The 21,691-nt window shown below is 58.3% G+C and carries 19 protein-coding genes; 12 read left to right on the plus strand and 7 right to left on the minus strand.

The features are described from left to right. Positions 1-11 precede the first annotated feature (11 nt). The 8 genes from CPPEL_RS01265 to CPPEL_RS01300 all read left to right on the plus strand — a co-directional run bounded on the left by CPPEL_RS01265 (position 12) and on the right by CPPEL_RS01300 (position 10,489). The gene (locus CPPEL_RS01265) at positions 12-1,088 is read left to right on the plus strand and encodes an FUSC family protein (RefSeq protein ID WP_123959400.1); all 1,077 of its coding nucleotides are present in this window, start codon (positions 12-14) and stop codon (positions 1,086-1,088) included. Between the two features lie 81 nt (positions 1,089-1,169). Continuing rightward, positions 1,170-2,264, plus strand: a complete 1,095-nt coding sequence (locus CPPEL_RS01270) for an FUSC family protein (RefSeq protein ID WP_245990521.1) — start codon at positions 1,170-1,172, stop codon at positions 2,262-2,264. Between the two features lie 88 nt (positions 2,265-2,352). Beyond that, positions 2,353-3,804 carry a choice-of-anchor M domain-containing protein gene (locus CPPEL_RS01275; RefSeq protein WP_245990522.1) on the plus strand — a complete coding sequence of 484 codons (1,452 nt, stop codon included), beginning with the start codon at positions 2,353-2,355 and terminating at the stop codon, positions 3,802-3,804. A 4-nt stretch (positions 3,805-3,808) separates the two neighbouring features. Beyond that, positions 3,809-5,248, plus strand: coding sequence for an anchored repeat ABC transporter, substrate-binding protein (locus CPPEL_RS01280; protein WP_123959406.1), 1,440 nt, complete (start codon positions 3,809-3,811; stop codon positions 5,246-5,248). Between the two features lie 70 nt (positions 5,249-5,318). Then, complete coding sequence (locus tag CPPEL_RS01285) at positions 5,319-6,020, plus strand: choice-of-anchor M domain-containing protein (RefSeq protein WP_164470340.1); 702 nt, start codon at positions 5,319-5,321, stop codon at positions 6,018-6,020. Further along, positions 6,004-6,711 (plus strand): metal ABC transporter ATP-binding protein, encoded by a 708-nt coding sequence (locus CPPEL_RS01290; protein ID WP_281270497.1) that lies wholly within the window; start codon positions 6,004-6,006, stop codon positions 6,709-6,711. Before CPPEL_RS01285 ends, CPPEL_RS01290 begins: the two co-directional genes overlap by 17 nt. Next, complete coding sequence (locus tag CPPEL_RS01295; protein WP_123959410.1) at positions 6,708-7,544, plus strand: anchored repeat-type ABC transporter permease subunit; 837 nt, start codon at positions 6,708-6,710, stop codon at positions 7,542-7,544. Before CPPEL_RS01290 ends, CPPEL_RS01295 begins: the two co-directional genes overlap by 4 nt. Next, positions 7,544-10,489 (plus strand): choice-of-anchor M domain-containing protein, encoded by a 2,946-nt coding sequence (locus tag CPPEL_RS01300; protein ID WP_123959412.1) that lies wholly within the window; start codon positions 7,544-7,546, stop codon positions 10,487-10,489. The genes CPPEL_RS01295 and CPPEL_RS01300 overlap by 1 nt, the downstream gene beginning before the upstream one ends. Here the strand turns inward: CPPEL_RS01300 and CPPEL_RS01305 are convergent. Next, complete coding sequence (locus CPPEL_RS01305; protein ID WP_123959414.1) at positions 10,475-11,257, minus strand: hypothetical protein; 783 nt, start codon at positions 11,255-11,257, stop codon at positions 10,475-10,477. The two genes, CPPEL_RS01300 and CPPEL_RS01305, sit on opposite strands and share 15 nt — an antisense overlap. Positions 11,258-11,313: 56 nt before the next feature. Here CPPEL_RS01305 and CPPEL_RS01310 point away from each other — a divergent pair, with 56 nt between their 5' ends. Further along, a complete protein-coding gene (locus CPPEL_RS01310; protein ID WP_123959416.1) occupies positions 11,314-12,603 on the plus strand; it encodes an adenylosuccinate synthase in 1,290 nt (429 codons plus the stop codon). On the opposite strand, the gene CPPEL_RS01315 is transcribed toward CPPEL_RS01310, so the two are convergent. Genes CPPEL_RS01315 through CPPEL_RS01325 form a run of 3 tightly spaced genes read right to left on the minus strand, consistent with a single transcriptional unit; the run spans position 12,600 to position 15,449 of the window. Continuing rightward, complete coding sequence (locus tag CPPEL_RS01315) at positions 12,600-14,144, minus strand: hypothetical protein (RefSeq protein ID WP_164470341.1); 1,545 nt, start codon at positions 14,142-14,144, stop codon at positions 12,600-12,602. The two genes, CPPEL_RS01310 and CPPEL_RS01315, sit on opposite strands and share 4 nt — an antisense overlap. After that, on the minus strand, positions 14,132-14,926 hold the full coding sequence (locus tag CPPEL_RS01320) for an ABC transporter ATP-binding protein (protein ID WP_123959420.1): 795 nt from the start codon (positions 14,924-14,926) through the stop codon (positions 14,132-14,134). The genes CPPEL_RS01315 and CPPEL_RS01320 overlap by 13 nt, the downstream gene beginning before the upstream one ends. 19 nt (positions 14,927-14,945) lie before the next feature. Continuing rightward, positions 14,946-15,449, minus strand: a complete 504-nt coding sequence (locus CPPEL_RS01325; RefSeq protein ID WP_123959422.1) for a phosphoribosyltransferase — start codon at positions 15,447-15,449, stop codon at positions 14,946-14,948. A gap of 55 nt (positions 15,450-15,504) precedes the next feature. On the opposite strand from CPPEL_RS01325, the gene CPPEL_RS01330 reads away from it, so the two are divergent. Further along, entirely contained in the window at positions 15,505-16,623 is a 1,119-nt protein-coding gene (locus CPPEL_RS01330) for an ATP-grasp domain-containing protein (protein ID WP_123959424.1), read from the plus strand. Here CPPEL_RS01330 and CPPEL_RS01335 read toward each other — a convergent pair. Both CPPEL_RS01335 and CPPEL_RS01340 read right to left on the minus strand, forming a co-directional pair. Next, on the minus strand, positions 16,613-17,107 hold the full coding sequence (locus CPPEL_RS01335) for a GNAT family N-acetyltransferase (protein ID WP_123959426.1): 495 nt from the start codon (positions 17,105-17,107) through the stop codon (positions 16,613-16,615). The two genes, CPPEL_RS01330 and CPPEL_RS01335, sit on opposite strands and share 11 nt — an antisense overlap. A gap of 90 nt (positions 17,108-17,197) precedes the next feature. Then, complete coding sequence (locus tag CPPEL_RS01340; RefSeq protein WP_123959428.1) at positions 17,198-18,550, minus strand: FAD-dependent oxidoreductase; 1,353 nt, start codon at positions 18,548-18,550, stop codon at positions 17,198-17,200. Positions 18,551-18,739: 189 nt separating this feature from the next. Between CPPEL_RS01340 and pta the strand changes: the two genes are divergently transcribed. Then, entirely contained in the window at positions 18,740-20,137 is a 1,398-nt protein-coding gene (gene pta / locus CPPEL_RS01345; RefSeq protein WP_425453817.1) for a phosphate acetyltransferase, read from the plus strand. Continuing rightward, positions 20,138-21,337, plus strand: a complete 1,200-nt coding sequence (locus CPPEL_RS01350; RefSeq protein ID WP_123959432.1) for an acetate kinase — start codon at positions 20,138-20,140, stop codon at positions 21,335-21,337. It begins immediately after the preceding gene. On the opposite strand, the gene CPPEL_RS11395 is transcribed toward CPPEL_RS01350, so the two are convergent. Next, complete coding sequence (locus tag CPPEL_RS11395; protein WP_123959434.1) at positions 21,300-21,620, minus strand: DCC1-like thiol-disulfide oxidoreductase family protein; 321 nt, start codon at positions 21,618-21,620, stop codon at positions 21,300-21,302. The two genes, CPPEL_RS01350 and CPPEL_RS11395, sit on opposite strands and share 38 nt — an antisense overlap. Positions 21,621-21,691: the final 71 nt, after the last annotated feature.

The raw sequence follows: 21,691 nt of genomic DNA on the forward strand, positions 1-21,691 counted from the left end.
GAATTCGAGGCATGAGCCGGCTGCGCCAAGGCCTGGTTCGGCTCAGCTCGAATTGGTTGTACGTGATCCAGGCGGGCATTGCCGCCGGGCTTTCGTATTTGCTGGGCATGCAACTCGGCCATGAGCAGCCCTTCTTCGCGCCCATGGCCGCAGTCATCGTCTTATCCACCACCGGCGGGGAGCGTTTTCGACGTTCCCTCGAGCTGGTGATCGGCGTTAGCCTCGGGGTTGGTTTAGGCGATCTGCTCATCGCCACCGTCGGCACCGGCTCTTGGCAGATTGCCGTGGCGGTCATGGCTTCTATTGCCGTGGCAACGGTGATCGATCGCGGCGTGTTGCTGGCTAATCAGGCCGCATTCGCGGCGGTGCTGGTGGCAACGATCCTGCCGCCGGGTACTTCCGGTGGCACCTTCCGCATGGTCGATGCCTTTATTGGCGGGGTAGTAGGCCTGGCGGTAATGGCGGTGGTGCCGGAATCACCCCTTCGTTCTGGGCGCCGAGAGATCGCCAAAATCATGGGCATTACAGGCCAGGTGCTCCACCAGGTATCCGATGCTGCCGCACGCGCGGATGCAGACGCCATCGCCGAGGCTCTGCGCGAGGCCCGCGGTACGCAAGGCCAGATCAATGCCATGATCGCCGCAGCCAATTCGGGCAAAGAAAGCCTGAATGTCTCGCCATTATTGTGGACCCAACGCCACAGGATCCAATCGCTGATTCGCATCCTGAACCCAGTAGACAACGCCATCCGCAATACCCGCGTGCTGGCCCGCCACGCACGCCACTTAGCCGAACTGGGGCATACTCCCTCTGGGGAGCAACTGCACCTCTTGCACCGCATCGCTACCGTGAGTGATCGCTTGAGCGAGCTGTATTTTGGCCAAGGCAATGAGAGCACAGAAATCCCGATCTTGAGCAGAGAGCTCCAAGAGATCGGGGCGCGCGCCGGGCGAGACGTGGCCTTAGATCATGTCCTGCCGGCTCAGGTGATGCTGGGGCAAACTCGCGCGCTGATTGTGGATCTGCTGCAAGTCTGTGGGCTTTCGCGCGAATCGGCCATGGAGGCCTTGGCGCCGATTGCCGAGTAGGTACAGTCGGAGGGTATGGGAAAGCAAACCTCACGGACGTCGGCGTACTTAAGGGAGATTGATCACTCCTTGCACAATCGTATGCTGCGCTTGCGCCGGAGTTTTTCTTCAATCATCCAGGCGTCCATCGCAGCAGGGCTTGCCTTTTGGATCGCTCATTCGGTCTTCGGCCACGAGCGCCCCTTCTTTGCCCCGATGTCCTCGATTATCATCCTCGGTTTATCCAGCGGTAATCGCCTCAAAAGGGCAGTGGAGCTTTCCATTGGTTGCTCCCTCGGCGTTGGCCTGGGCGATCTGCTGATCTTAGGCATTGGCAGCGGCTCCTGGCAGATGGCTTTGGCTATCTTTGTGTCTTTGGTGGTGGCAACGTTTCTTTCTTCAAGCCAGTTGCTGATTAACCAGGTGGCAATTGGCTCCATTTTGATTGCCACGATCATGCCTCCCGGTTCTGCCGCAGGTCCGGAGCGAATGTTTGATGCTGTGATCGGCTGCGTGGTGGGCATCGTGGTGATGGCGCTTCTGCCACATTCGCCGCTTGCTGGTGGCAGGCGTGAAGTAACGAAGGTGCTGCGCTTGGCATCTTCGGTGCTCAAAGACGTATCTGCCGCCTTGCCCCGCGGTGATCATGCCTCGATTTATTCGGCACTCAAGCAGGTGCGTGGCTCTCAAGGGGCCATCAACGCGATGCTTGAGGCGGCAAAGTCTGCCCAGGAAGATACGAGGGTGTCGCCGCTGCTGTGGGCCTCCAAACGTAGAGTTCGTTCCTTTGCCAGGATTCTTGCCCCGGTGGATAACGTCATTCGCAATACCCGCGTGTTGGCGCGCAGGGCGCAGGTGCTTACAGAAGACGGGGATAAGGTCACCGATGAACAGATCGCCATCATTGATGAGTTGGCGGATATTACTGAGCGCCTAGCCGATGTATATGCTCGCCCTGGGAAAGTGCAAGAGGCCAGGGAGATTCCAGAATTGGTCAAGCGGCTTAGGGGCTTAGGTGCGCGCGTGGGTGTGGATGTGGCAACGGATGTGCTGTCCGCGCAGGTGATTTTGGCGCAGTCGCGCTCGATTATCGTCGATCTGCTGCAGGTGTGCGGCATGTCGCGTGAGTCGGCGGTGGCGGCGCTGGTGCCTACCTCGCATTCGCCCGCCTTCCCGCCGGAGGTGCTCGACCCCTAAATGGCAATAAACTGAAAACAGTTTGCAACAAGGCTGAAGATCCGCCATACTCTAGCTAAAAGGAATCCTTTTCAGTAGGAGTATAGTGATGCTGCAATCTCGCAGGCTGATCGGCATACTCACGACCCTCATCGTGATGGCCTTTCTTGCCCAACCGGCCTCGGCCCAAGAATTACAAGACCCCATCGTTTTTGATAGCGGCCACGTTGATGCATTCAACGTCAGCTCAGATGGCAGCAGCCTCCACCTGAACCTCAAAGAAGACATCACCGGCCAGCACGTACAGCGCGCGCCCGAAAGCGCCATCTTCCGGGTAAAGCCAGAGGCATACCGCGATAATGTGCCAGGCCTCGAATTAGGCGGATACCTCCTTCCACTGAGCCAAGATCCCAACCTGCTCTGGCCCGGCTGGGATACCCTCGGCGTAGCCCAAGCAGGCCTTGGCTCCATCGATTTGGAATTCCAAAGCGTTGAAGGGCCAGGAAGAATTTTCCTCTTTACCCAATCAGGCCTCGGCGGTGGTATCGAGCCACTGCTCAACACTGGCCTAGAGCTGCAAAGCGGATCGGTGCGCACCCAGCCCGAACCTGCACACACCCACGCCTACTGGCTATTTGAACAGCCAGGCACCTACACCATGCAAGTAGCCGTGGCCCAAACTGGCGGTGGGCTTCGTTCCGCCCCGCGCACCTACACCTGGCAGGTAGGCGATGCAGTAGAACAGCCGGTGGCGCAAGAAGAAGCGCAGCCGGTAGCCGATGTGCCCGAAGCCGCCCCAGAGGCAGAACAAGAAGTATGCGAGGCGCATCTCGAACCAAAGATCCGCGATGACCGCACCTCTCCAGGGCAGTGGCGCAGCACCGATGAGCTGCTCTTTGGCCTCGGCAGCGCCGCAGCAACTACCACGCAGCAAAGCGTTGGCAGCATCGCGCAAGGGTCCAAAGTGTGGGCCATCGGCAGCGTACAGCAAGCAGGCGTGCCCTGGTTAGGCGCCAATACTCAGGCGCCTTCCTTGCTTGAGCAAGGCGTTGAGTCGGTGACCTATGAAATCACCGGATTCCAAGGCCCCGGCGTGATGGAGGTATTTGTTCCCGGCGATCTCGGCGGAAGCGGAGCCACCACCTGGTTCCACGGCGATGCCAGCGGCTTTAGTGGCTCGGTGGCAATCCCACACAACTCCCACGTGCACCCCTCCTGGGTATTTGATGCTCCCGGCCAGTATGACGTGACCATCACCCAAACGGCCACCACCGGCGATGGCCAGAGCCTGCAAGGCCAAGCCACCTTGCACTTTGTTGTCGATGGCGCAGGCAATGCCGATGATGGCCACTTCGATTTCGGCTCCGAGGTTTCCAATTCCTGCACCACCACCGCTGCCGCAGGCGCGGCAGTACCTCCTGCTGCAGGTGCAAGTGCCGGCCGGGGATCGTTGGCAAATACCGCCGGCGGCCCGCTCACCGGTGCCATTTTGACCCTCGGTGCCGGTTGGCTGCTCCTTGGTGCCGCAGTGCTGTATGCAGCGCGTAAGGAAAAGCTCTAGGTAGATGAACAAGACGTTGAGTGTGCTGGCGCTTTGCCTGCTCACCACCTGTAGCGCTCCTCGCTTTGAGCAGGAGCGCTTGCAGGTTGCAGCGAGCACGCCGATCATCGCCGATATTGCCAGCAATATCGCTGGTGGCGATGCAGATGTGCATAGCGTGATGCCGGCGACGGCGGATCCTCATATTTTTGAGCCCCGCTTAAGCAGCATTCGCACCATCGCCAATGCCGATGTGGTGCTCAGTAATGGCTTATTGCTTGAACAGCAATCCCTAGGCCGCGCATTAGAGGCCAACACCAAACCCGGTGCGCTGCAAGTGGTCATTGGCCAAGAACTGCCCAAAGCCGGCGGCTATCATCTGCCGCTGATTGAAAAAGCGGCGCTCGATACGGTGTGGTTAGGCTTTAGGGTAGAAGGCGAAAGGCCAGAACAAGGCCACGTTGAGCTTCGCATTCAAGATGCCCAAGGCCCTGGGTTTTTAGAGGCCTTTATTACCGGCACCTTCGGAGCCCCCGAGCGTTTGCTGAGCACCAAAGACACCTCCTTGGTGGCTACGCTGCCAGAAAATGCCCATACCCACGTCAGTTGGGCCTTTGAAAAGGCCGGGGAATATGAGCTGGAATTACAGGCAGCATTCGTTCCCGATGAAGGCGAAGCGCAGCCGATTGCCACGCAGCGTTTCCGCTTCGTGGTTGGTGTAGCACCTCAAGGGTTATCGGTGCTGGATCAAGGCCATGAAGATATCACCGTCAATCTTGATACTGCGTCCTTGGGGTTTGTGGGCGATCAAGCGCCCAATCCAGATGAGGCGGTGATTGCCGTGCCGGCGCAAACGCTGCAATTAATCCCGCCAGATCCGGCCTATCGCTTCTTAGGCAGGCCCCAGCAGCCGGTGTACTTGCTGCACCAGGCGGTATTGGGCAAGCACGTCCACGGTGATGTGGATCCGCACTTCTGGCTTGATCCGAGCAATGCGCGCGCGATGGCGCAGATCATCACCCAGGCGTTAAGCACAAAAGATCCGGCCAACGCCGCAGCGTATGCGGGGCGCCAAAAGGAATATATTGCGCGCTTGGATGAGGTAGAAGCTCGCATGCATGAGCATATCGATGGCATCGCCCCAGCTCATCGGCACCTTCTGAGCACCCACGATGGCTTTGGCTATCTTGCCCAGGCCATGGATTTAGAGGTTGCCGGTGTGGTGCCGACGTCGGTTTCGCCAAGAGATGTTGCCGCCCTGCAGCAAACATTGCGTGATTTAGAAGTGCCTGCGGTGTTTATTGATCCGCGAGAAGCAAGCCGCAGCCAGACGCTGGAATCGGTGGCTCACGATCAAGGCGTTGAGGTGTGCACCTTGCATAGCGATGCATTGGGCGAGCAAACACCGACGTATCTCACCCTGCTAGAACACAATGCTTCGACCTTAGAACAATGTCTTGGATAGGAAAGTAATAGCGATGAATCTGAAAAAATTAGCTGCCTTCTTGCTCAGTGTCTTATTTGCATTGTGCACAATGCTTCAGGCCAATGCCGCGGCTTTTGAACAAGGCCACGCCGATTTCGGCCCCCAGGTAGAAGATGGCCAGGTTGTGCTCAAGCTTCGCGACGACACCGTCGTGCCCGCCCAGTGGCGCGATGCCCAGGACGTGGTGTTTAGCCTCGGCGATGCAGCGACACAGCAACTGCCAGAAGGCAAAGATTTCGAGTTCACTGGTGCAAAGCCAGGCGATACGGTGTGGGTTGTTCCTCAAACCGAAAAGCCCCAGGTTCCCTGGCTGGGTTGGAATACCCAGGCCCCGGAGCTAGCAAGCGTGGCAGAGCAGGGAGTGAATTTTGAGTTCCTCGGCCACCAAGGCCCTGGAACCTTCTCCCTGTTTTTGCAAGACGGTGGCCTTGGCGGTCCCGAGCCACTGTTTTTAGCACCCGGCGATAGCGCGTGGGTAGATAATGGCACCCACGCCCATGCCAATTGGGTTTTTAGCCAACCCGGTACTCACCTGGTGCGCATCAAGGTCACTGCCGGTACCCAGGAGGCCACGGCTGATCTTCGCTTTGCGGTGGGAGATACCAGCGAATCTGCGATTCAGGCCGCGCAATCAGCGCAGTGGGAAGGCCATAGCGAGCAAGAAAGCTACACCAAGTACCTGCTGTTTGCCCTAGCCGGTGTGGTGTTGTTGCTGCTGGTGATTTGGAGGGTTCGTGCTAGAAATTCATAACCTCCACGTCAATTTTGGAGCCAGGACCGTACTTGACAATGTCCACTTGCATCTCAAGCAACCGGGCATGTGCGCCCTGCTCGGGCCGAATGGGGCAGGGAAAACCACTTTGCTTCGAAGCATCATGGGCTTGATTCCCTATCGGGGTGTGGTTCGTGCGCCCTCACAGCGCGCCTATGTGCCGCAGATGTCGCAGTTTCAGTGGTCCTATCCCATGACCTGCCTCGATGTAGTAAAAACTGGCGCAATCCGGGGCATGTGGCGCCGCTCGAAGGCGGCAGACCAAGCCCAGGAGGCCTTGGAGTTGGTGCAGATGGGTCATCTGCATGATCGTTCCATCGCTGCGCTTTCAGGTGGGCAGCGCCAGCGGCTGCTGCTCGCGCGTGCCCTAGTGGATCAGCCGGAGTTGCTCCTCCTTGACGAGCCTTTTAATGGCGTGGATGTTCCAAGCCAGTTGCTGATCCAAGAGGTGATTTCTGGTTTAGAAGACACCCTCGTGGTGATCTCTACTCACGACATTCCTTCGGCGCTTGCAACGGCCCAAACGATGGTGCTGCTCAACAAACAGGTGGTTGCCCAAGGCAGTGTGCAGCTCCTGCAGGATCCGGCGCTGTGGGAGAAAGGCTTTGGCTTAAGTGCCCAAAGCTCGATGGTTCGTGCCTATGTGCGCCAGGTGGAGGAGGCGGCATGATTACTCCTTGGGAATTTCTTGCAGACCTACAAAACCCTGCCTTGGCCTTTTTGCCTAAGGCGCTGCTGATCTCGGTGCTCAGTGCAGCACTGTGCGCGGTGGTAGGTACCCACATGGTGCTGCGCGGCATGGCGTTTGCCGGCGACGCCATTGCTCACGCTGTGTTTCCCGGTTTGGCCATTGCCTTTGTGCTTGGAGGCTCCTTGGTGCTTGGCGGCCTCATCGGTGGTTTGAGTGTGGCGCTGCTGGTTGCGCTGTTTGCACATAAATCAGCACTAAAAGAGGACTCCTTAATTGGTGTGTTCTTTGCGGCAGCCTTCGCCATTGGCCTGGTGGTGCTTTCGAGAACGCAGGCCTATGCGGGCTCCTTGGAGGGTTTTCTTTCGGGTTCCATCACTGGTGTGAGTGCCCAACAGTTGTGGATGGCTGCCATTGCGGCGGTGGTCATTGTGGCGTTGCTGGCGGCGATCCACCGCGAGTTGGCTTTTGCCAGTTTGGATCGTGAGCTTGCCCGCGCCGCCGGTGTGCCGGTGGTGGTGCTTGATGTGCTGTTATATACCGCCGTTGCTGTTTCGGTGGTGGTGGCGGTGCATACCGTTGGCAATATTTTGGTGCTTGCTTTGCTGATTACCCCGGCTTCTACGGCGCGCCTGCTTTGTCGACGCCTCCTGCCGATGATGTTGTGCGCAATGTTGTTGGGTATTGCTGCCTCAATTCTTGGGATTTACGCAGCATGGTCGCTGGATATCCCCGCCGGTGCCTCCATCGTGTTGTGCTCCACCGTCATGTTCTTCTTTGTTTGGTTACTACAGCCGTTGCTTAAGGATCGCTGATGAATTTCTCTGCTCTTCGCACCCCTATGCGCCTTCGAATGCTCGCCACCTTGGGTGTTTTGGCGCTCCTGGTTGCACTCTTTTTGCCAGGTCCTGGCTTAAACCTTATTAACCTGGTTGATGAAAGTACCAACGGCAGTACCCATAAACCCGGCACGGGTGAGGCCTTTACTGTGTTGCCGGAAGATCAGCACTTCTTTGATGCCCAAGGAAGCGATACTGGCCAGCTTCACCCCTGTGCCGGACGCGACCTGCTCTATCACTCCCATATTGATGCCGGATATGTCACCCGCAATGATCAAGGCAATCTTGATGTGATGGCGGTAAATAATACGAAGGTGATTGCTCAAGATTCCGCATGTATGCGCCTTGGGCCAGATAATCATAATGGGGTAGAGGTGTCGCGCTTTGTGGTGCCTAATGATCCCGCCTTGAGCTTCCTCGGCGCCCCCGGCTCCATTGTGTGGCGTGCGCCTTTTGAAAACTACGGCAATCGCTGGCTGCCGATCTGGGCTGGTCTGGGCGCTTTTGATCCCCACCATGAGTGGAAGGTGCCCACCGACTTTGTTGCCAATTCCGTGCAGCTCGACCTGGTGGAATTTGAAGGCCCAGGTGATATGAATATCTACAACTACCTCCCGCAGTGGGATCGGGCAACGCGCATTATTGGCTCCCAGGATTTGCGCAGCACCTCCCTTGGGGTAGGTGGCCACGGGCACATGAACTGGACCTTTTCTCAACCCGGCGTGTACAAGCTGGCTTGGCAGGCTCAAGGCAGGCACTATGACGGCTCGGTGGAACGCTCAGCGCCGGTAACGCAGTATTGGCTGGTTGGTGAGGATTCCCATGTGGGTCTTTTGCCGGGCACCACTCAGGGCATTGGCAATTATGGCAAGCGTGCAGAGACGATTCGCCAGGAAATGGGCTTGAGTGAACCTACTGGCGAGCCCGCCAAGGTGGTGTTGAGCGAGCAGGCTCCGAAGCTTGAATCTGAAGAGGTTAAAGCGATGGTGGAGCGGGAGTATTTTGAAACTGATCCGCCAATTGGTAGCGGTGACGTGGTAGTGGATGTGGGATATACCGGCAAGGAACTGCTGAAAGATCCCGAAGTTACGCTGAAAACCCATGTCGATGGCAAGACGCTTGAAAATGCCGTGGTTATTGAGGTGCCCGATAGCGCAACAAAATGTATTGCGCCCAATGATCCATATCTTTCCAACTTTGCGCGAGCTGCGGGCAGCAGGTTGGTGTGGATGACGGGTACGCCCGGCGGCCCCACGCCTTCCTATGCCTTTGATACCTCCGACTTGGACCTTGCCCAGCTTTCCGAGCAGCAGGTGATTGTGGAGCCCGGCGTGAATACTCCCCGCGGTGGCGTGTATGCGATGGGTGCAGGCGATGGTGATCGTTTTGCGTCCATTGCCACCAATGCAAATTCCACCTCCACTCCCTTGCAGCTTCTCGGTGCGCAGCGCCATAACGTGCAGTACATGATGAGCCGCCCGGGCGTCTATACCGAGGATGGTTCGGTGCGAGTCTTTCACAAGACCGATCCGCGCTATGAGTTCTATTCGCCCATTTTCCTCGTTGGTAATCAGGTGATTAATCAGTGGCGCCAGCGCGCCGGCGTGAAAGAGCGCCTGCCGGAAACTCAACCATCGTGTGAGGCTGCACCGCAGCTAAGCGGCTGGGATCCTTATGCCCCAGAGCTTGTCGACGCCCCCGAGGATCCCCCAACCCAACCGGATGAGACGACTGCCCCGGAGACTTCCGAGGCCCCAGTAGTGGAGGAGACTGAACAACCATCTGAAGAGGTTGAAGAGGTTGAAGAGGTTGAAGAACCGACCGAAACCACGAGTACGCCGGAGCCTGAAGTACCAGCGCTGCACCGTATCCGCTCTGGGCACTTGGATATGGCACTGGGCACCATTGATGGCAATGCCTTGGCGTATCTCAAAGATGAGTCGGATCCAGCAAATCCTGTGCGTAGGGAATCTGGAACGTTTTTTATCGTGGTGCCGCAACGTGCCTGGCACGATGATGCTTCGGCGTTAGAGCTCGATGATTTTGCCGATGGTGCCTTTGTGCTGCCGGAGGTGCAAGATCGTCGCATGCCGTGGCCGGGAATTTCGAATGAGGCCTTTGATTTCCAAGCGGTGCATCCCGATTATCCCACCACGGATTTCTCTATCGCTTCGGTGCTCAGTGCCCCTCAGGGCGGGCGCCTGGTGCTGAGTGCTAGTGAGGATATGAAGGTCAAGCGTCAGCTTGATTCGGCGGATCCGAGTGCTTCGATTGCTCTGCCTGCTTTTACGCATGCGCATAAGGCCTTCTGGTTTAACAAGCCAGGTACGTATGAGGTTCGTTTTGCCTATAGCTGGGTAAATAAGCAGGGTCAGACTGAGCAGGCTTTCCTGGATACCACCTTTGAGGTGGGCAACTTGCCCAAGGAAGAAGAGGTGGTAGAAGAAACCACCGAACCTACGGCAACCCAGAAGCCGGTACCTCCACAGCCAACGAGCGAGAAGCCGCAAACCCCGAAGCAACCCCAGACCTCTCCGGCACAGCCGCAAGCCACGCAACCCCAGACCACCAAACCCCAGGCCGCGCAACCCCAAACCACGAAGCAACCCCAAACCCCGAAGCAGCCCCAAGCCGCCCAACCCCAGGCCGCGCCACCAAAGGCTGTGCCTCCGCGTCCGGCTGCAGTGCCCAAGGCTGGCTCCACGCCTGCGCCGCCGAAAGCGGCAGCGATGCCTCGCCCTGCGCCTCCGCTACCTGCGAACGCGCCTTTGGCTCAAGGGCCGAAGCCTCCTCTATCGCGGCAGGCTGCTCAAGAAGGCAGCTTGGAGGTATGGCGTGGCGTGCTGCTCGGCGTTGGTGGTTTTAGTTTGTTGCTGGCGCTAGTGGTGTACCTGTATTCGCGCAGGTCAAAGACGGACTGATTGTAGGTCGCGCAGGTGGCGGTAGAACGTGGCCCGTTGTACTGGCCGCTTGCGCGATACTCCGTCGATGCTGATGCGAAGATTGGCGCCACCTGCTTGCATGGCTCTGCCGGTGTAGGTGGTGTTGGCGCGTTTCGAGGCTTGGCGGAATTTGCCAAGCAGCCCTGTGGGGTTGGCGGGGCTTAAGATCACTTGGCCTGCCACGCCTGGGGCGTCCATGGTGGAGATCAGTGCCGCGCCATAGTGTTTGCCTCGCAGCAAGACGGCATCGTCGACGATGATTTCGCCGTCGAGCTTCTTATCGTCCCAGTCGCTAATGATGGCTTGGTGGGCTACGGCCTGGCCTGCGTCATCGCGAATCAAAGGCTTTGGTTTCACGGGAGCATCGAAGGCGAAGTCTCGGTCTGCTGGCAGATTCCATGCTTTGGCTAGTGCAGATTCTTTGCTGGGCAGGAATGCTACTTCTGCCCAGAGGGCGTCGATGCGCATCAGCCGGGTAATGATGGCCGCGAGCGCCGCGTCATCGCCGTGGACGATAAAGCGCAGGGGGTCGTCGATAAGCTGTGGTGCAAAACCGGGTTCTCCCAGGTGAGCGACGTCGGGGGAGGCGGCGATTTCTTCGAGTGAGGGGGTGGGATCTTCGGGCAGAACTTCTTTGGTGATGGTGTTGAGGATTTTCAGTTCCGCGCGTGTGGGCACCGCGGAGAGCTCATAGGCTTCCGGGCTTTCGATCGGTGCCACACCGCAGTTGAGGATCACATGGCGCATGGGCATTGATTCTAGCGCTACACTGGTATCCGGCATTTTTCACGAAAGGACGAGCCATGGCGGCAATCGTAATTGTGGGCGCTCAATGGGGCGACGAAGGCAAAGGCAAGGCCACTGACATTCTCGGTGGTCGAGTCGACTACGTAGTCAAACCGAACGGCGGCAATAATGCTGGCCACACGGTTGTCGTAGGCGGTGAAAAATACGAGCTCAAGCTGCTGCCCGCGGGCGTGCTTTCCGAAAACGCAATCCCCGTCCTGGGCAACGGCGTGGTTATCAACCTTGAGGCACTCTTCGAGGAGATCGACGGCCTGGAGGCCCGCGGCGCCAATGCATCGCGCCTGCGCATCTCTGCTAATGCGCACCTGGTGGCTCCGTATCACCAGATCCTCGACCGCGTCCAGGAGCGCTTCTTGGGCAAGCGTGCCATCGGCACCACTGGCCGCGGCATCGGCCCCACCTACGCCGACAAAGTTTCGCGCGTGGGTATCCGCGTGCAAGACGTCTTTGACGAGTCCATCCTGCGCCAGAAGATCGAATCGGCGCTGGATGTGAAAAACCAGATCCTGGTCAAGATGTATAACCGCAAGGCCATCGTGGCTGACGAGATGGTGCAGTACTTCCTCGGCTACGCCGATCGCCTACGCCCGATGGTGATTGAGTCGGAACTTGAGCTCAACCGCGCATTGGATGAGGGCAAGCACATCCTCATGGAAGGCGGCCAGGCCACGATGCTCGACGTGGACCACGGCACCTACCCCTTTGTTACTTCTTCTAACCCCACCGCCGGTGGCGCTTGTGTGGGCGCAGGTATTGGGCCTACCAAGATCACCAGCTCTTTGGGCATTATTAAGGCCTACACCACGCGCGTGGGCGCGGGTCCTTTCCCCACTGAGCTCTTTGATAAGTGGGGTGAGTTCTTGCAAACCACCGGCGGCGAGGTTGGTGTGAATACTGGCCGTAAGCGTCGTTGTGGTTGGTATGACTCGGTGATCGCCCGTTACGCCTCCCGCGTCAATGGCTTTACTGATCTCTTCCTAACCAAGCTCGATGTGCTCACCGGCATTGGCGAGATCCCGATTTGTGTGGCCTATGACGTTGATGGCAAGCGCTTCGACGAGATGCCCACCACCCAATCGGATTTCCACCACGCGGAGCCGATCTACGAGACGATGCCCGCCTGGGAAGAAGACATCACCGGTTGCACCACCTTTGATGAGCTGCCCGAAAAGGCCCAGGCCTATGTGCGCCGCTTAGAAGAGCTTTCGGGTTGCCGCATCTCTTATATCGGTGTGGGCCCCGGCCGTGACCAGACCATCGTGGTGCACGACGTGATGGAAAACTAGACCCAGTTGCGCACCTGGGAGTAAATCTCGGGCATGGAGCTATCGGCCTTCTTTGAGGCCGCGTTCGTGCCCACCACATAACCCACGGCGCTCATCACCACACTCAGCAGCGCGCCGCCAATGCCAAGCCCAAGGGCATCGTTATTGACGGCGTAGAGCATGAGTGCAAAGCCTGGCCCAATCAGGGGCACCACGCCAGCTAAGCACACCAGCGAGCCGATGAAGGCGTTGGAGTTTTGCCCCGATCGATCCTTCATCATCGCGGTGCCCGGCTTGGAGGTGGGGTAGGGGTTATAGGCCGATAGCACCGCGGAGATCATCATCGAGCAAACTACGCCACAGATGACGGTCACGGCGACGACCAGCCATACGGCATCGAAGGATTCCACCACGCCTAGTGCCAGAAGGTAGCCGGCCGCCAGCAGCATGCTCAGCATCCCAAAGACCATCGTTTCTGCCTTGAGCTGCAGCGATGGCTTGGTCGGGGTGACCATCACAGTATTATTGGCCGGACCGTTATAGCCGAAAAGATTCGCACCTTGGGTGGGCATCATGATCACCAAATAGGCAGCCACCCAGTGCATTCCGCCTTCCGATATGACGCCGAAGACAAAAAATCCGGTGATCATAATCAGCATGGTCGTCAGCACGATCACCATGCGAGAGTCGCGTTTGAGGTAACGAAGCTGGCGCGAAAGCAGCGCGCCGAAGGCAGTAAAGCGCAGGGGAGGAACGAGTAGCTGTGCACTTGAGCTTTTCGACGCCGCGCCCGCGCTCACAGAGATCTCACTGAGCTCTCTGCGCAGCCCTTTGAGCAGCAACCACCAGGCGATTGCGAGGTAGGCCAGTGCGAGGAGGGCGCTTAGAAGCGCGAGCACTGGATTGCCTTGCACAAGATATTGCGTGGGGGCAACGGCTGCGCCGAAGGGCGTCCATGCCAAGTATTGATCGAGCTTGAGTTGGGTGACATCGCCGTTGGCGATGACGATGAAGTAGGCGATCAAAAATACGATGACCCCGCCAAGGCCGCGCATTGTCCTTGAGCGTTCGCTGCCGCTGCTGACCAGGGTGCGGATGGCTGCGGTGCCCACGATGGCGGTGGCAAAAGACACCACAATGCCCAGCACATAGACCACGATGGCAACGCCATTGCCGGCAAGCCCGATGCTTCCGCCGATGGCTGTGATGATTGAGCACAATATGGCGACAAAACCGCGGGATTGGATCATCTCTACCGCCACCATCGCCGGGCGGATCCGCCGAGGATCCAGGGGCAGGGCAATGCACTTTTCCAAGTCGATCTGGTGCTCGGGCGAAGGTGCTGTGTATTGGAACATCCACAGCACCAACACGCCCACGGAAGACACGAGGACCAAGGGGCTATTTTCGCCAAAGGCCAGCACGAAGGCCAGCCCCACTGCCGCACCCACGGTATAGAGGGGGATAAGGATTACTTGAAAAAGCGTGGTCTTTTGAGCCTTAATCAGGCGTTTCCATAAGGTGAATTGGGCTGAAAGGAGGGCTTTGATCAACGCAGCCACCCCAGGGAAGAATCGTCGAGCTCGCGGGCGCCAATGAGGTGGATGAAGGTTTCGCTGAGCGATTCACCCATTCGCACCTGATCCAAGGTGCCAGAGGCGCGCACCTGGCCATCGGCAATGATGGCCACATGGCTACAAAGCCCCTCAATGACTTCCATGACGTGCGAGGACAAGATCACCGTGCGCCCGGCAGCCACGTAGGCGCTGAGCATTTGGCGGATGGTTCGCGCCGAAACGGGATCCACGGCCTCTAAAGGCTCGTCAAGGATGAGTACTTCGGGCCGGTGCAGCATGGCCCCGGCGAGCAGAATTTTCTTGGTCATGCCGGCGGAGTAGTCGGCAATATATTTCGGCCCCGCATCTTCAAGGTCTAGGGCCTGTAGAAGCGATTCGCTGCGTTGAGCCACGGTGGCCTCATCCATGGATCGCAGGGCGCCGAGCAATTGGAGGTATTCGATGCCGCTGAGCCTGTCAAAGGTGGGCAGGTCGTCGGCAAGCAAACCATAGGCCTGCTTGGCTTCTAAGCCCTGGCCTTCCCACACATTAAGCCCATCGATCCACACGCTGCCGGCGCTGGGCCTAAGCAAACCAGTGGCCATGGTGATGGCGGTGGTTTTGCCGGCGCCGTTGGGGCCGACGATGCCATAGAAGCTGCCGCGGGGCACGTCTAAGTTGAGGTTGTTTACGGCAACCTGTTTGCCAAAGTGCTTGCTTAACCCCCGCATTGCCAAGGCAGGGGCGGTTGGATCTTCTACGATGGGTTCGATGTGAGGGGCATCCATGCAGCCCAAGGTAGTGGAATTACAAAGAAGGCTCTACCGGTGGCTGGTCTGACCAGGGGAAAACGATCCATTCATCAGTGTGCTTCCACACATAATCCGGGCTGACTACCGAGCGGCTCTTGCCATAGATCACCGCGGAGCGCACTTCCGCGCCATGGGATTGCAAGAGTTTGAGCACCAGGTCCAGGGTGCGGCCAGAGTCTGCAACATCGTCTACTACCAGCAGCTTCTTATTGGCAATGGAGTTGGTGTCGAGCAGCGGTTCCAGTAGCACTGGGTCTGGCAAGGTTTCATGCACGTCCGTGTAGAACTCCACGTTGATGGCGTCGGAAAGCTTCACACCCATGGAGTAGGAGAGGGCACCGGCAGGCACCAAGCCACCGCGCGCGACGGCTATGATGATGTCTGGGTTAAAGCCCGAGTCGACGATCTGCTGGGCAAGCTCACGGTTGGCTTTGCCAAAGCCTTCCCAGGTGAGCACTTCTTTATTTTCAAGATCCGAAGAATCTGCGTGGTAAGCCATGTATAAACTCTAGCGCGGTGGGCAGATTTTCCCCACTAGCTTGTACCCTAGAGCTATGTTCACCCCTGCGTTTATCTCTACGCCCGCAAGCAGCGACCCAACCAAGGTGCTGATCTTGGGAGCCTGCGAATTAGGCCATAACCTCGCACGAGCGTTTTCCGGCCTGGGCGTAGAGGTGGAACTTCTTGGAGAAGCCACCCTGCCCCAAGAACACGAGCATCTGCTCGAGATCGTCCGAGAGATCCGCCCCGATATTGTGGTGCCAGCCAGCGACCGGGTATCGGTGGCAGCATTGCAGCGCATCGAAGCAGAGTATCCAGGCAGCGTTGCACCGAGCTCGCGTGCCATCGAGGCGGCCTATAACCGTGAGGTCATGCGCAGCATTGCGTGCGAAGAATTGGGTCTACCCACCTCAAAATTTGCTTTTGCCGATACGCTCGAAGCATTCGCCCAAGCCACCGAAGATTTGGGCTTTCCCTGCGTGGCTAAGCCGGTGGAAAACACTGGTGGCGGCACCACCTTCGTGCTGCGTGACCAACGCGATGTGGGCGCTGCCTGGAAGCACCTCAAAGGCCAGCGTGCGATTATTGAGCGCTTTGTGGAATTCGATGCCGCGGTGCTCATGCTGGCCATTCGCTCCATTAACCCCGCCGATGGCAAACTTGCCACCTGGTTTTGCGAGCCGATTGCGCAGCAACATGAACACGGCGAGCTCCTAGGCTCCGTGCAGCCGCTGCATCTGCCAGAGCGGGCCTTAGATAATGCCCGCAGCGTCACCGCCCGCATTAGTAATGCCATTGGCGGCCGAGGCTTATTTGCCGTGGAATTGTTCTTGGTGGGCGAGGATATTTATTTCTCAGGCGTCTCGCCGCGCCCGATGCCAAGCGGTACCGTCACCCGCGTCAGCCAGCGTTTTTCCCAATCCGAGCTGCATGCGCGCGCGATCCTCGGTTTGCCTATCGACGCCACGCTGATCAGCCCAGGCGCCTGCGCCTTTAGCAGTCACGTGCCCGCTGATATTCCGCGCGAACAATTCGCCCAGGCGCTGAGCACGCCCGAATCCGATATTCACTTCAGCACCGATGGTGGCACGGTGGCGATGGCCACGGCCGATGATATCCATCAGGCATGGGAGCGTGCGATTAAGGTGCGCGAGATTCTGCTTAATCACTAAACATTGCGGCCAGCTTGCGTTCGCTGAGCAGCATTGGCACATGGGCCATGCCGGCGTCGTCGAAAAGCTCACCACATTGCTCAAAACCAAATTGCTCATAATAGCCTTTGAGCGGTTCTTGGGCTGCGATCCATACGGCGCGCATGGGTTCGCGCTCGAAGGCGAGGCGAAGCGCATTGATCATCAGTTCAGCGCCAAAGCCGGTGCCGCGATGAGAGGGCTTGAGTACGAACCGGCCCAGCTTGGTCACTTCGCGGCCATCGACTTGATCCGGAAAGACGCGCGCGGTGCCCAGGATTTGATTGGGCTGGCCGGTTTCGAAGGCTCGCACGTGCAAGGTGGTGCTCAGGGGATCGATGTGGTCGATCTCCTCATAGGGGCATTGTTGTTCCACCACAAAGACGTCGGTGCGCAGCTTATACAGCTCGTGGAGCTCGCGGGGGCTGAGCTCGGAGATATTGGAAACGGCAAAGATAAACGACATGAGCAGACACCTTAGCCACAGAAACAGACAAAACCCCAAATTAAACGGGCAAAGTGTGACCGAATAATTTGGGGAGGCCTGCTCTGTGGCCTAGTTCATACGAGCGTGCTTAACCATCTCGTCCCATTCGACGATTTTTTTGCGTTCGCGTCCTTCTTGTTGGCCGAGGGTGCGTTCTTGTTGGTCGAGTTGGTACCAGCCGTCCCAGGTGGTGATGGGGATGTTGTTGGTGCTCAGGTGGTTGATGATGGCTTGGGGGTCGCGGTTGGGTGCTGGGGTGAGGTGGCCTTGGTTCCAGTCGTTTAGCAATGCGGTGGTGGTTTCTTTGGCGTCGGATTTGGTGTTGCCGATTAAGCCTACGGGGCCGCGCTTGATCCAGCCGGTGGCGTAGAGGGCTGGGATGGGTTCGCCATCGGTGGTGGTGACGTGGGCGCCGTCGTTGGGGATGGTGTGGGTGGTGGTGTCGAAGGGCACGCCGGTAATGGGGGTGGAGCGGTAGCCGACGGCGCGGTAGACGGCTTGGACGTCCCAGTCGGTGGTGGTGCCGGTGGCCTGGACGTTGCCGGTGCCGTCGAGTTGGGTGCGTTCGGTGCGCAGTCCGGTGACGTGTCCGTTGGTGCCGAGGATTTCGGTGGGGGATTCGAAAAAGTGGATGAACAGTTTGTGGGGTGCGCCTTTGGGTTCGCGCATGGCGTAGGCCTCTAAGGTTTGGCAGACGAGGTCTTGGGATTTGGATTCGTGGCGGGTGGTAATCGAGGCGTCGTCGTAGTCGATGTCTTCGGGGTTGACGATGACTTCGATGGTGTCGGAGTGGTCGAGTTCTTTGAGTTCGAGTGGGGTGAATTTGGCTTGGGCTGGGCCGCGTCGGCCGAAGACGTGGATTTCTTTGGCCTGGTTTTGTTTGAGGGTGTGGTAGACGTTGTCGGGGATTTCGGTGGTGTGGAGTTCGTCGGCGGTTTTGGCAAGGATGCGTGCGACATCTAATGCGACGTTGCCGACACCGATGACGGCAACGCGTTCGGCGCTTAGGTCCCAGGTGCGTTGGAAGTCGGGGTTGCCGTCGTAGAAGCCGACGAATTCGCCGGCGCCGTAGGAGCCTTCTAGGTCGGTGCCGGGGATGTTAAGGTCGCGGTCATCGGTGGCGCCGGTGGCGAAGATGATGGCGTCGTAGTATTCGCGGAGTTGATCGATGGTGATGTCGTTGCCGACGTCGACGTTGCCGATGAGGCGGATCTGTGGTTTGTCGAGGATGTTGTGCAGGCTGGTGATGATGCCTTTGATGCGTGGGTGGTCTGGTGCGACGCCGTAGCGGATTAGGCCGAAGGGTGTTGGCATGCGTTCGATGAGGTCGATGGTGACGTCTTGGCCGGATTTGATTAACAGGTCCGAGGCGTAGATCCCGGCGGGCCCGGCACCAACAACAGCAACACGCAATGTAGACACAGATCTTCCTTCTCAGTAGTTAATAGTTTTGCTTAGTCTACGCGCTGGTATTGCTAGGAATCTAGCCGGGGTCGCACCCTTTCTTACGATAAAACCCGTGGTTGTCGCATCACGCTGTGATGCGGGGCTCAAAGCTGTAAGCTGTGTGGTTGATGCCATGCGGTGCACCATGCCGCGATGAATGAAAGGATGCCCGTGACTGATTATCAGCCCACCTCCGTGCTGCTTACCCGCGCCGGCCGGAATTTTGACTCCTTTAACCTCGACGCTTTCGCAGATCAGCTCGGTTTGCAGGTGCGCGAGCTGATTCAAGATACCCCCGAGCTTGGCGCGATCCTTGCCCAGGATCCCCTCGCCGCCGGTGAAGTGCTCCTGGTCGGCTCCGGCAACGTCGATTTCGATGCCAAAGCAGCCTCGGCGCTGGGCGTTCCGCTCCTTTTGCTTATCGACGCCCCCGGTGTGCACATCGACCTCGCCCAACAGGAAGCAGCCGCACTGGAAGCTACCCTGGCGGCCACCTTCAGCGCAGAAGAAGCCATTAGCGCCGAAGGTATTCAAAGGATCCGCAGCGCAATTGCCTCCGCCGATGCGCGCCAGGTAATGAGCGCCCCCGTATTTGAGCACTGGCTTCTAGATAAAGCCCGCCAGCAACCCGCCCACATCGTCTTGCCCGAAGGTGACGATGATCGCATCCTCGAAGCCGCTCACCTGCTGCTTGAGCAAAAGGTTTGCGAGCTCACCATCTTGGGTGACCCCGATGCCATTCAGCGCCGCGCCGAAGAGCTTGGCTTTAACCTCAGCGAGGCTCATTTCCGCGATCCTGAGAATGATCCCCAGTCCGAGGAATTCGCCCAAGAATTTGCAGAATTGCGTAAGTCGAAGGGCGTCACCATCGAGCAGGCGCGCGAGACCATGAAAGACATCTCCTACTACGCCACGATGATGATTTATAAAGGCCTCGCCGATGGCATGGTCTCTGGTGCCGCGCACACCACCGCGCACACCATTAAGCCTTCCTTCCAAATCATCAAAACCTCGCCCGGCACCTCCGTCGTTTCTTCCATCTTCCTCATGGTGATGCGTGATCGACTCTGGGCCTTTGGTGATTGTGCCGTCAACCCAAACCCCACCGCCGAGCAGCTTGCAGAAATCGCCGTGGTTTCCGCACGCACCGCAGCGCAGTTCGGCATCGATCCCCGCGTGGCCATGCTCAGCTACTCCACCGGAACCTCAGGTTCTGGACCCGATGTGGACCGTGCGGCCCAGGCCGTGGAAAAGGCCCGTGAGCTGGATCCGCAGGTCAAGATCGACGGCCCCTTGCAGTTCGACGCCGCCTGCGACCTGTCGGTGGCAAAGAAGAAGATGCCCGATTCTGAGGTGGCAGGTCAGGCGAATGTGTTTATCTTCCCCGACCTCGAAGCGGGTAATATTGGCTACAAAACAGCGCAGCGCACCGGCCACGCACTCGCCGTGGGCCCGATTTTGCAGGGTCTGAACAAGCCTGTGAATGACCTCTCGCGCGGCGCCACCGTGCCCGACATTGTCAACACCGTGGCAATTACCGCCATTCAGGCAGGAGGAAAGTAAATGTCTTTGGTTCTCGTCTTAAACTCTGGTTCTTCCTCCATCAAATTCCAGTTGGTTGATCCAACCCAGCACGCCACCGATGAGCCCTTCGCCTCTGGTTTGGTCGAGCAGATTGGCGAGCCCAAAGGCAAGGTGACCCTCAAGCACGCCGGCGAAAAGCACGAGGTAGAAGCACCCATTCCCGATCACTCTGCTGGCCTTGCGCTCGCCTTTGAGCTGATGAATGAGCACAAGTGCGGTCCGCGTGATGCAGACATCGTTGCTGTGGGGCACCGCGTAGTTCACGGCGGCATCCTCTTTTCCTCACCGCAGGTGATCACCGACGAAATCGTCGACATGGTGCGCGACCTCATTCCGCTTGCTCCGCTGCATAACCCGGCCAATATCGACGGCATTGAGGTTGCCCGCGAAATCCTGCCGGATGTGCCGCACGTTGCCGTCTTCGATACCGGCTTCTTCCACTCCATGCCACCGGCCGCTGCGCTGTATGCCATCGAGGCTGAAACCGCCGTGGAGCATGGCGTGCGCCGCTATGGCTTCCACGGCACCAGCCACGAGTATGTATCCAAGAAGGTAGCGGAGCTGCTGGATCTGCCCGCCGAGGCGATCAACCAGATCACGCTGCACTTGGGCAATGGCGCCTCCTGTGCCGCTATCCGCGGTGGTCAGGCCATTGATACCTCCATGGGTATGACGCCCCTTGCTGGCCTGGTAATGGGTACTCGATCGGGTGATATTGACCCGGGTATCGTCTTCCACCTATACCGCACCGCGGGCATGAGCATCGATGAGATTGACCAGATGCTGAATAAGCGCTCGGGTGTGAAGGGGCTTTCGGGTGTGAATGACTTCCGCGAGCTGCGCAAGATGATTGAGGATGAAAACCAGGACGCATGGTTGGCCTACAACATCTACATCCACCAGCTACGCCGCTATATCGGTTCTTATATGATCGCCCTCGGTCGCGTGAATGCCATTACCTTTACCGCTGGCGTTGGCGAAAATGACGTAGACGTGCGCGCAGATGCCCTGGCCCACTTGGAAGGCTTTGGCATCAAGATTGACCCTGAGCGCAATGCTCAGCCCAACACTGGCCCGCGCGAGATCTCTACGGATGATTCCGCCATTAAGGTCTTTGTGGTTCCTACGAATGAGGAGCTGGCTATCGCTCGCTACGCCCAGGAGCTTGCCTGCAAGTAGTAGGCCGATTGCGAGCCACCCAGCGATAAAAAGCCCTGGCCGGGTAGGGCAGTAGCCTGATGAGCTGCCCCAGCAATGGCCAGGGCTTTTTCATGTGTAATAGCAGTTGGGCTATTGCTTCATGTTCGACGTACTCTTCGCCTTGCTCAACCCAAAGTGCTGTGCTGTTCAGGTCTACCTGGGTATCCCAGGTTGTGGCGAATGACGCCGTGGTGCGCGGCTTACAAAAGTTCACCAGGCGGGTGCACAGCCCGCAGTCCGCGTCGTAGACGAAGGTTCCCATGGCAAGAGGTTAACAGGAAGTAAATATCGAATAAATGTTCTAAAAAACCCTTGTGCGGTTGGGGGTGGGGG

It is taken from the genome of Corynebacterium pseudopelargi, from assembly GCF_003814005.1.
Classification (GTDB): Bacteria; Actinomycetota; Actinomycetes; order Mycobacteriales; family Mycobacteriaceae; genus Corynebacterium; species Corynebacterium pseudopelargi.

What these genes read in the sequence shown, in the direction of transcription:
- CPPEL_RS01265 (WP_123959400.1), top strand. Translation starts at nt 12, where the DNA reads ATGAGCCGGCTGCGCCAAGGCCTGGTTCGGCTCAGCTCGAATTGGTTG.
- CPPEL_RS01270 (WP_245990521.1), top strand. Translation starts at nt 1,170, where the DNA reads ATGCTGCGCTTGCGCCGGAGTTTTTCTTCAATCATCCAGGCGTCCATC.
- CPPEL_RS01275 (WP_245990522.1), top strand. Translation starts at nt 2,353, where the DNA reads ATGCTGCAATCTCGCAGGCTGATCGGCATACTCACGACCCTCATCGTG.
- CPPEL_RS01280 (WP_123959406.1), top strand. Translation starts at nt 3,809, where the DNA reads ATGAACAAGACGTTGAGTGTGCTGGCGCTTTGCCTGCTCACCACCTGT.
- CPPEL_RS01285 (WP_164470340.1), top strand. Translation starts at nt 5,319, where the DNA reads ATGCTTCAGGCCAATGCCGCGGCTTTTGAACAAGGCCACGCCGATTTC.
- CPPEL_RS01295 (WP_123959410.1), top strand. Translation starts at nt 6,708, where the DNA reads ATGATTACTCCTTGGGAATTTCTTGCAGACCTACAAAACCCTGCCTTG.
- CPPEL_RS01300 (WP_123959412.1), top strand. Translation starts at nt 7,544, where the DNA reads ATGAATTTCTCTGCTCTTCGCACCCCTATGCGCCTTCGAATGCTCGCC.
- CPPEL_RS01305 (WP_123959414.1), bottom strand. Translation starts at nt 11,257, where the DNA reads ATGCGCCATGTGATCCTCAACTGCGGTGTGGCACCGATCGAAAGCCCG.
- CPPEL_RS01310 (WP_123959416.1), top strand. Translation starts at nt 11,314, where the DNA reads ATGGCGGCAATCGTAATTGTGGGCGCTCAATGGGGCGACGAAGGCAAA.
- CPPEL_RS01320 (WP_123959420.1), bottom strand. Translation starts at nt 14,926, where the DNA reads ATGGATGCCCCTCACATCGAACCCATCGTAGAAGATCCAACCGCCCCT.
- CPPEL_RS01325 (WP_123959422.1), bottom strand. Translation starts at nt 15,449, where the DNA reads ATGGCTTACCACGCAGATTCTTCGGATCTTGAAAATAAAGAAGTGCTC.
- CPPEL_RS01330 (WP_123959424.1), top strand. Translation starts at nt 15,505, where the DNA reads ATGTTCACCCCTGCGTTTATCTCTACGCCCGCAAGCAGCGACCCAACC.
- CPPEL_RS01335 (WP_123959426.1), bottom strand. Translation starts at nt 17,107, where the DNA reads ATGTCGTTTATCTTTGCCGTTTCCAATATCTCCGAGCTCAGCCCCCGC.
- pta (WP_425453817.1), top strand. Translation starts at nt 18,740, where the DNA reads ATGCCCGTGACTGATTATCAGCCCACCTCCGTGCTGCTTACCCGCGCC.
- CPPEL_RS01350 (WP_123959432.1), top strand. Translation starts at nt 20,138, where the DNA reads ATGTCTTTGGTTCTCGTCTTAAACTCTGGTTCTTCCTCCATCAAATTC.
- CPPEL_RS11395 (WP_123959434.1), bottom strand. Translation starts at nt 21,620, where the DNA reads ATGGGAACCTTCGTCTACGACGCGGACTGCGGGCTGTGCACCCGCCTG.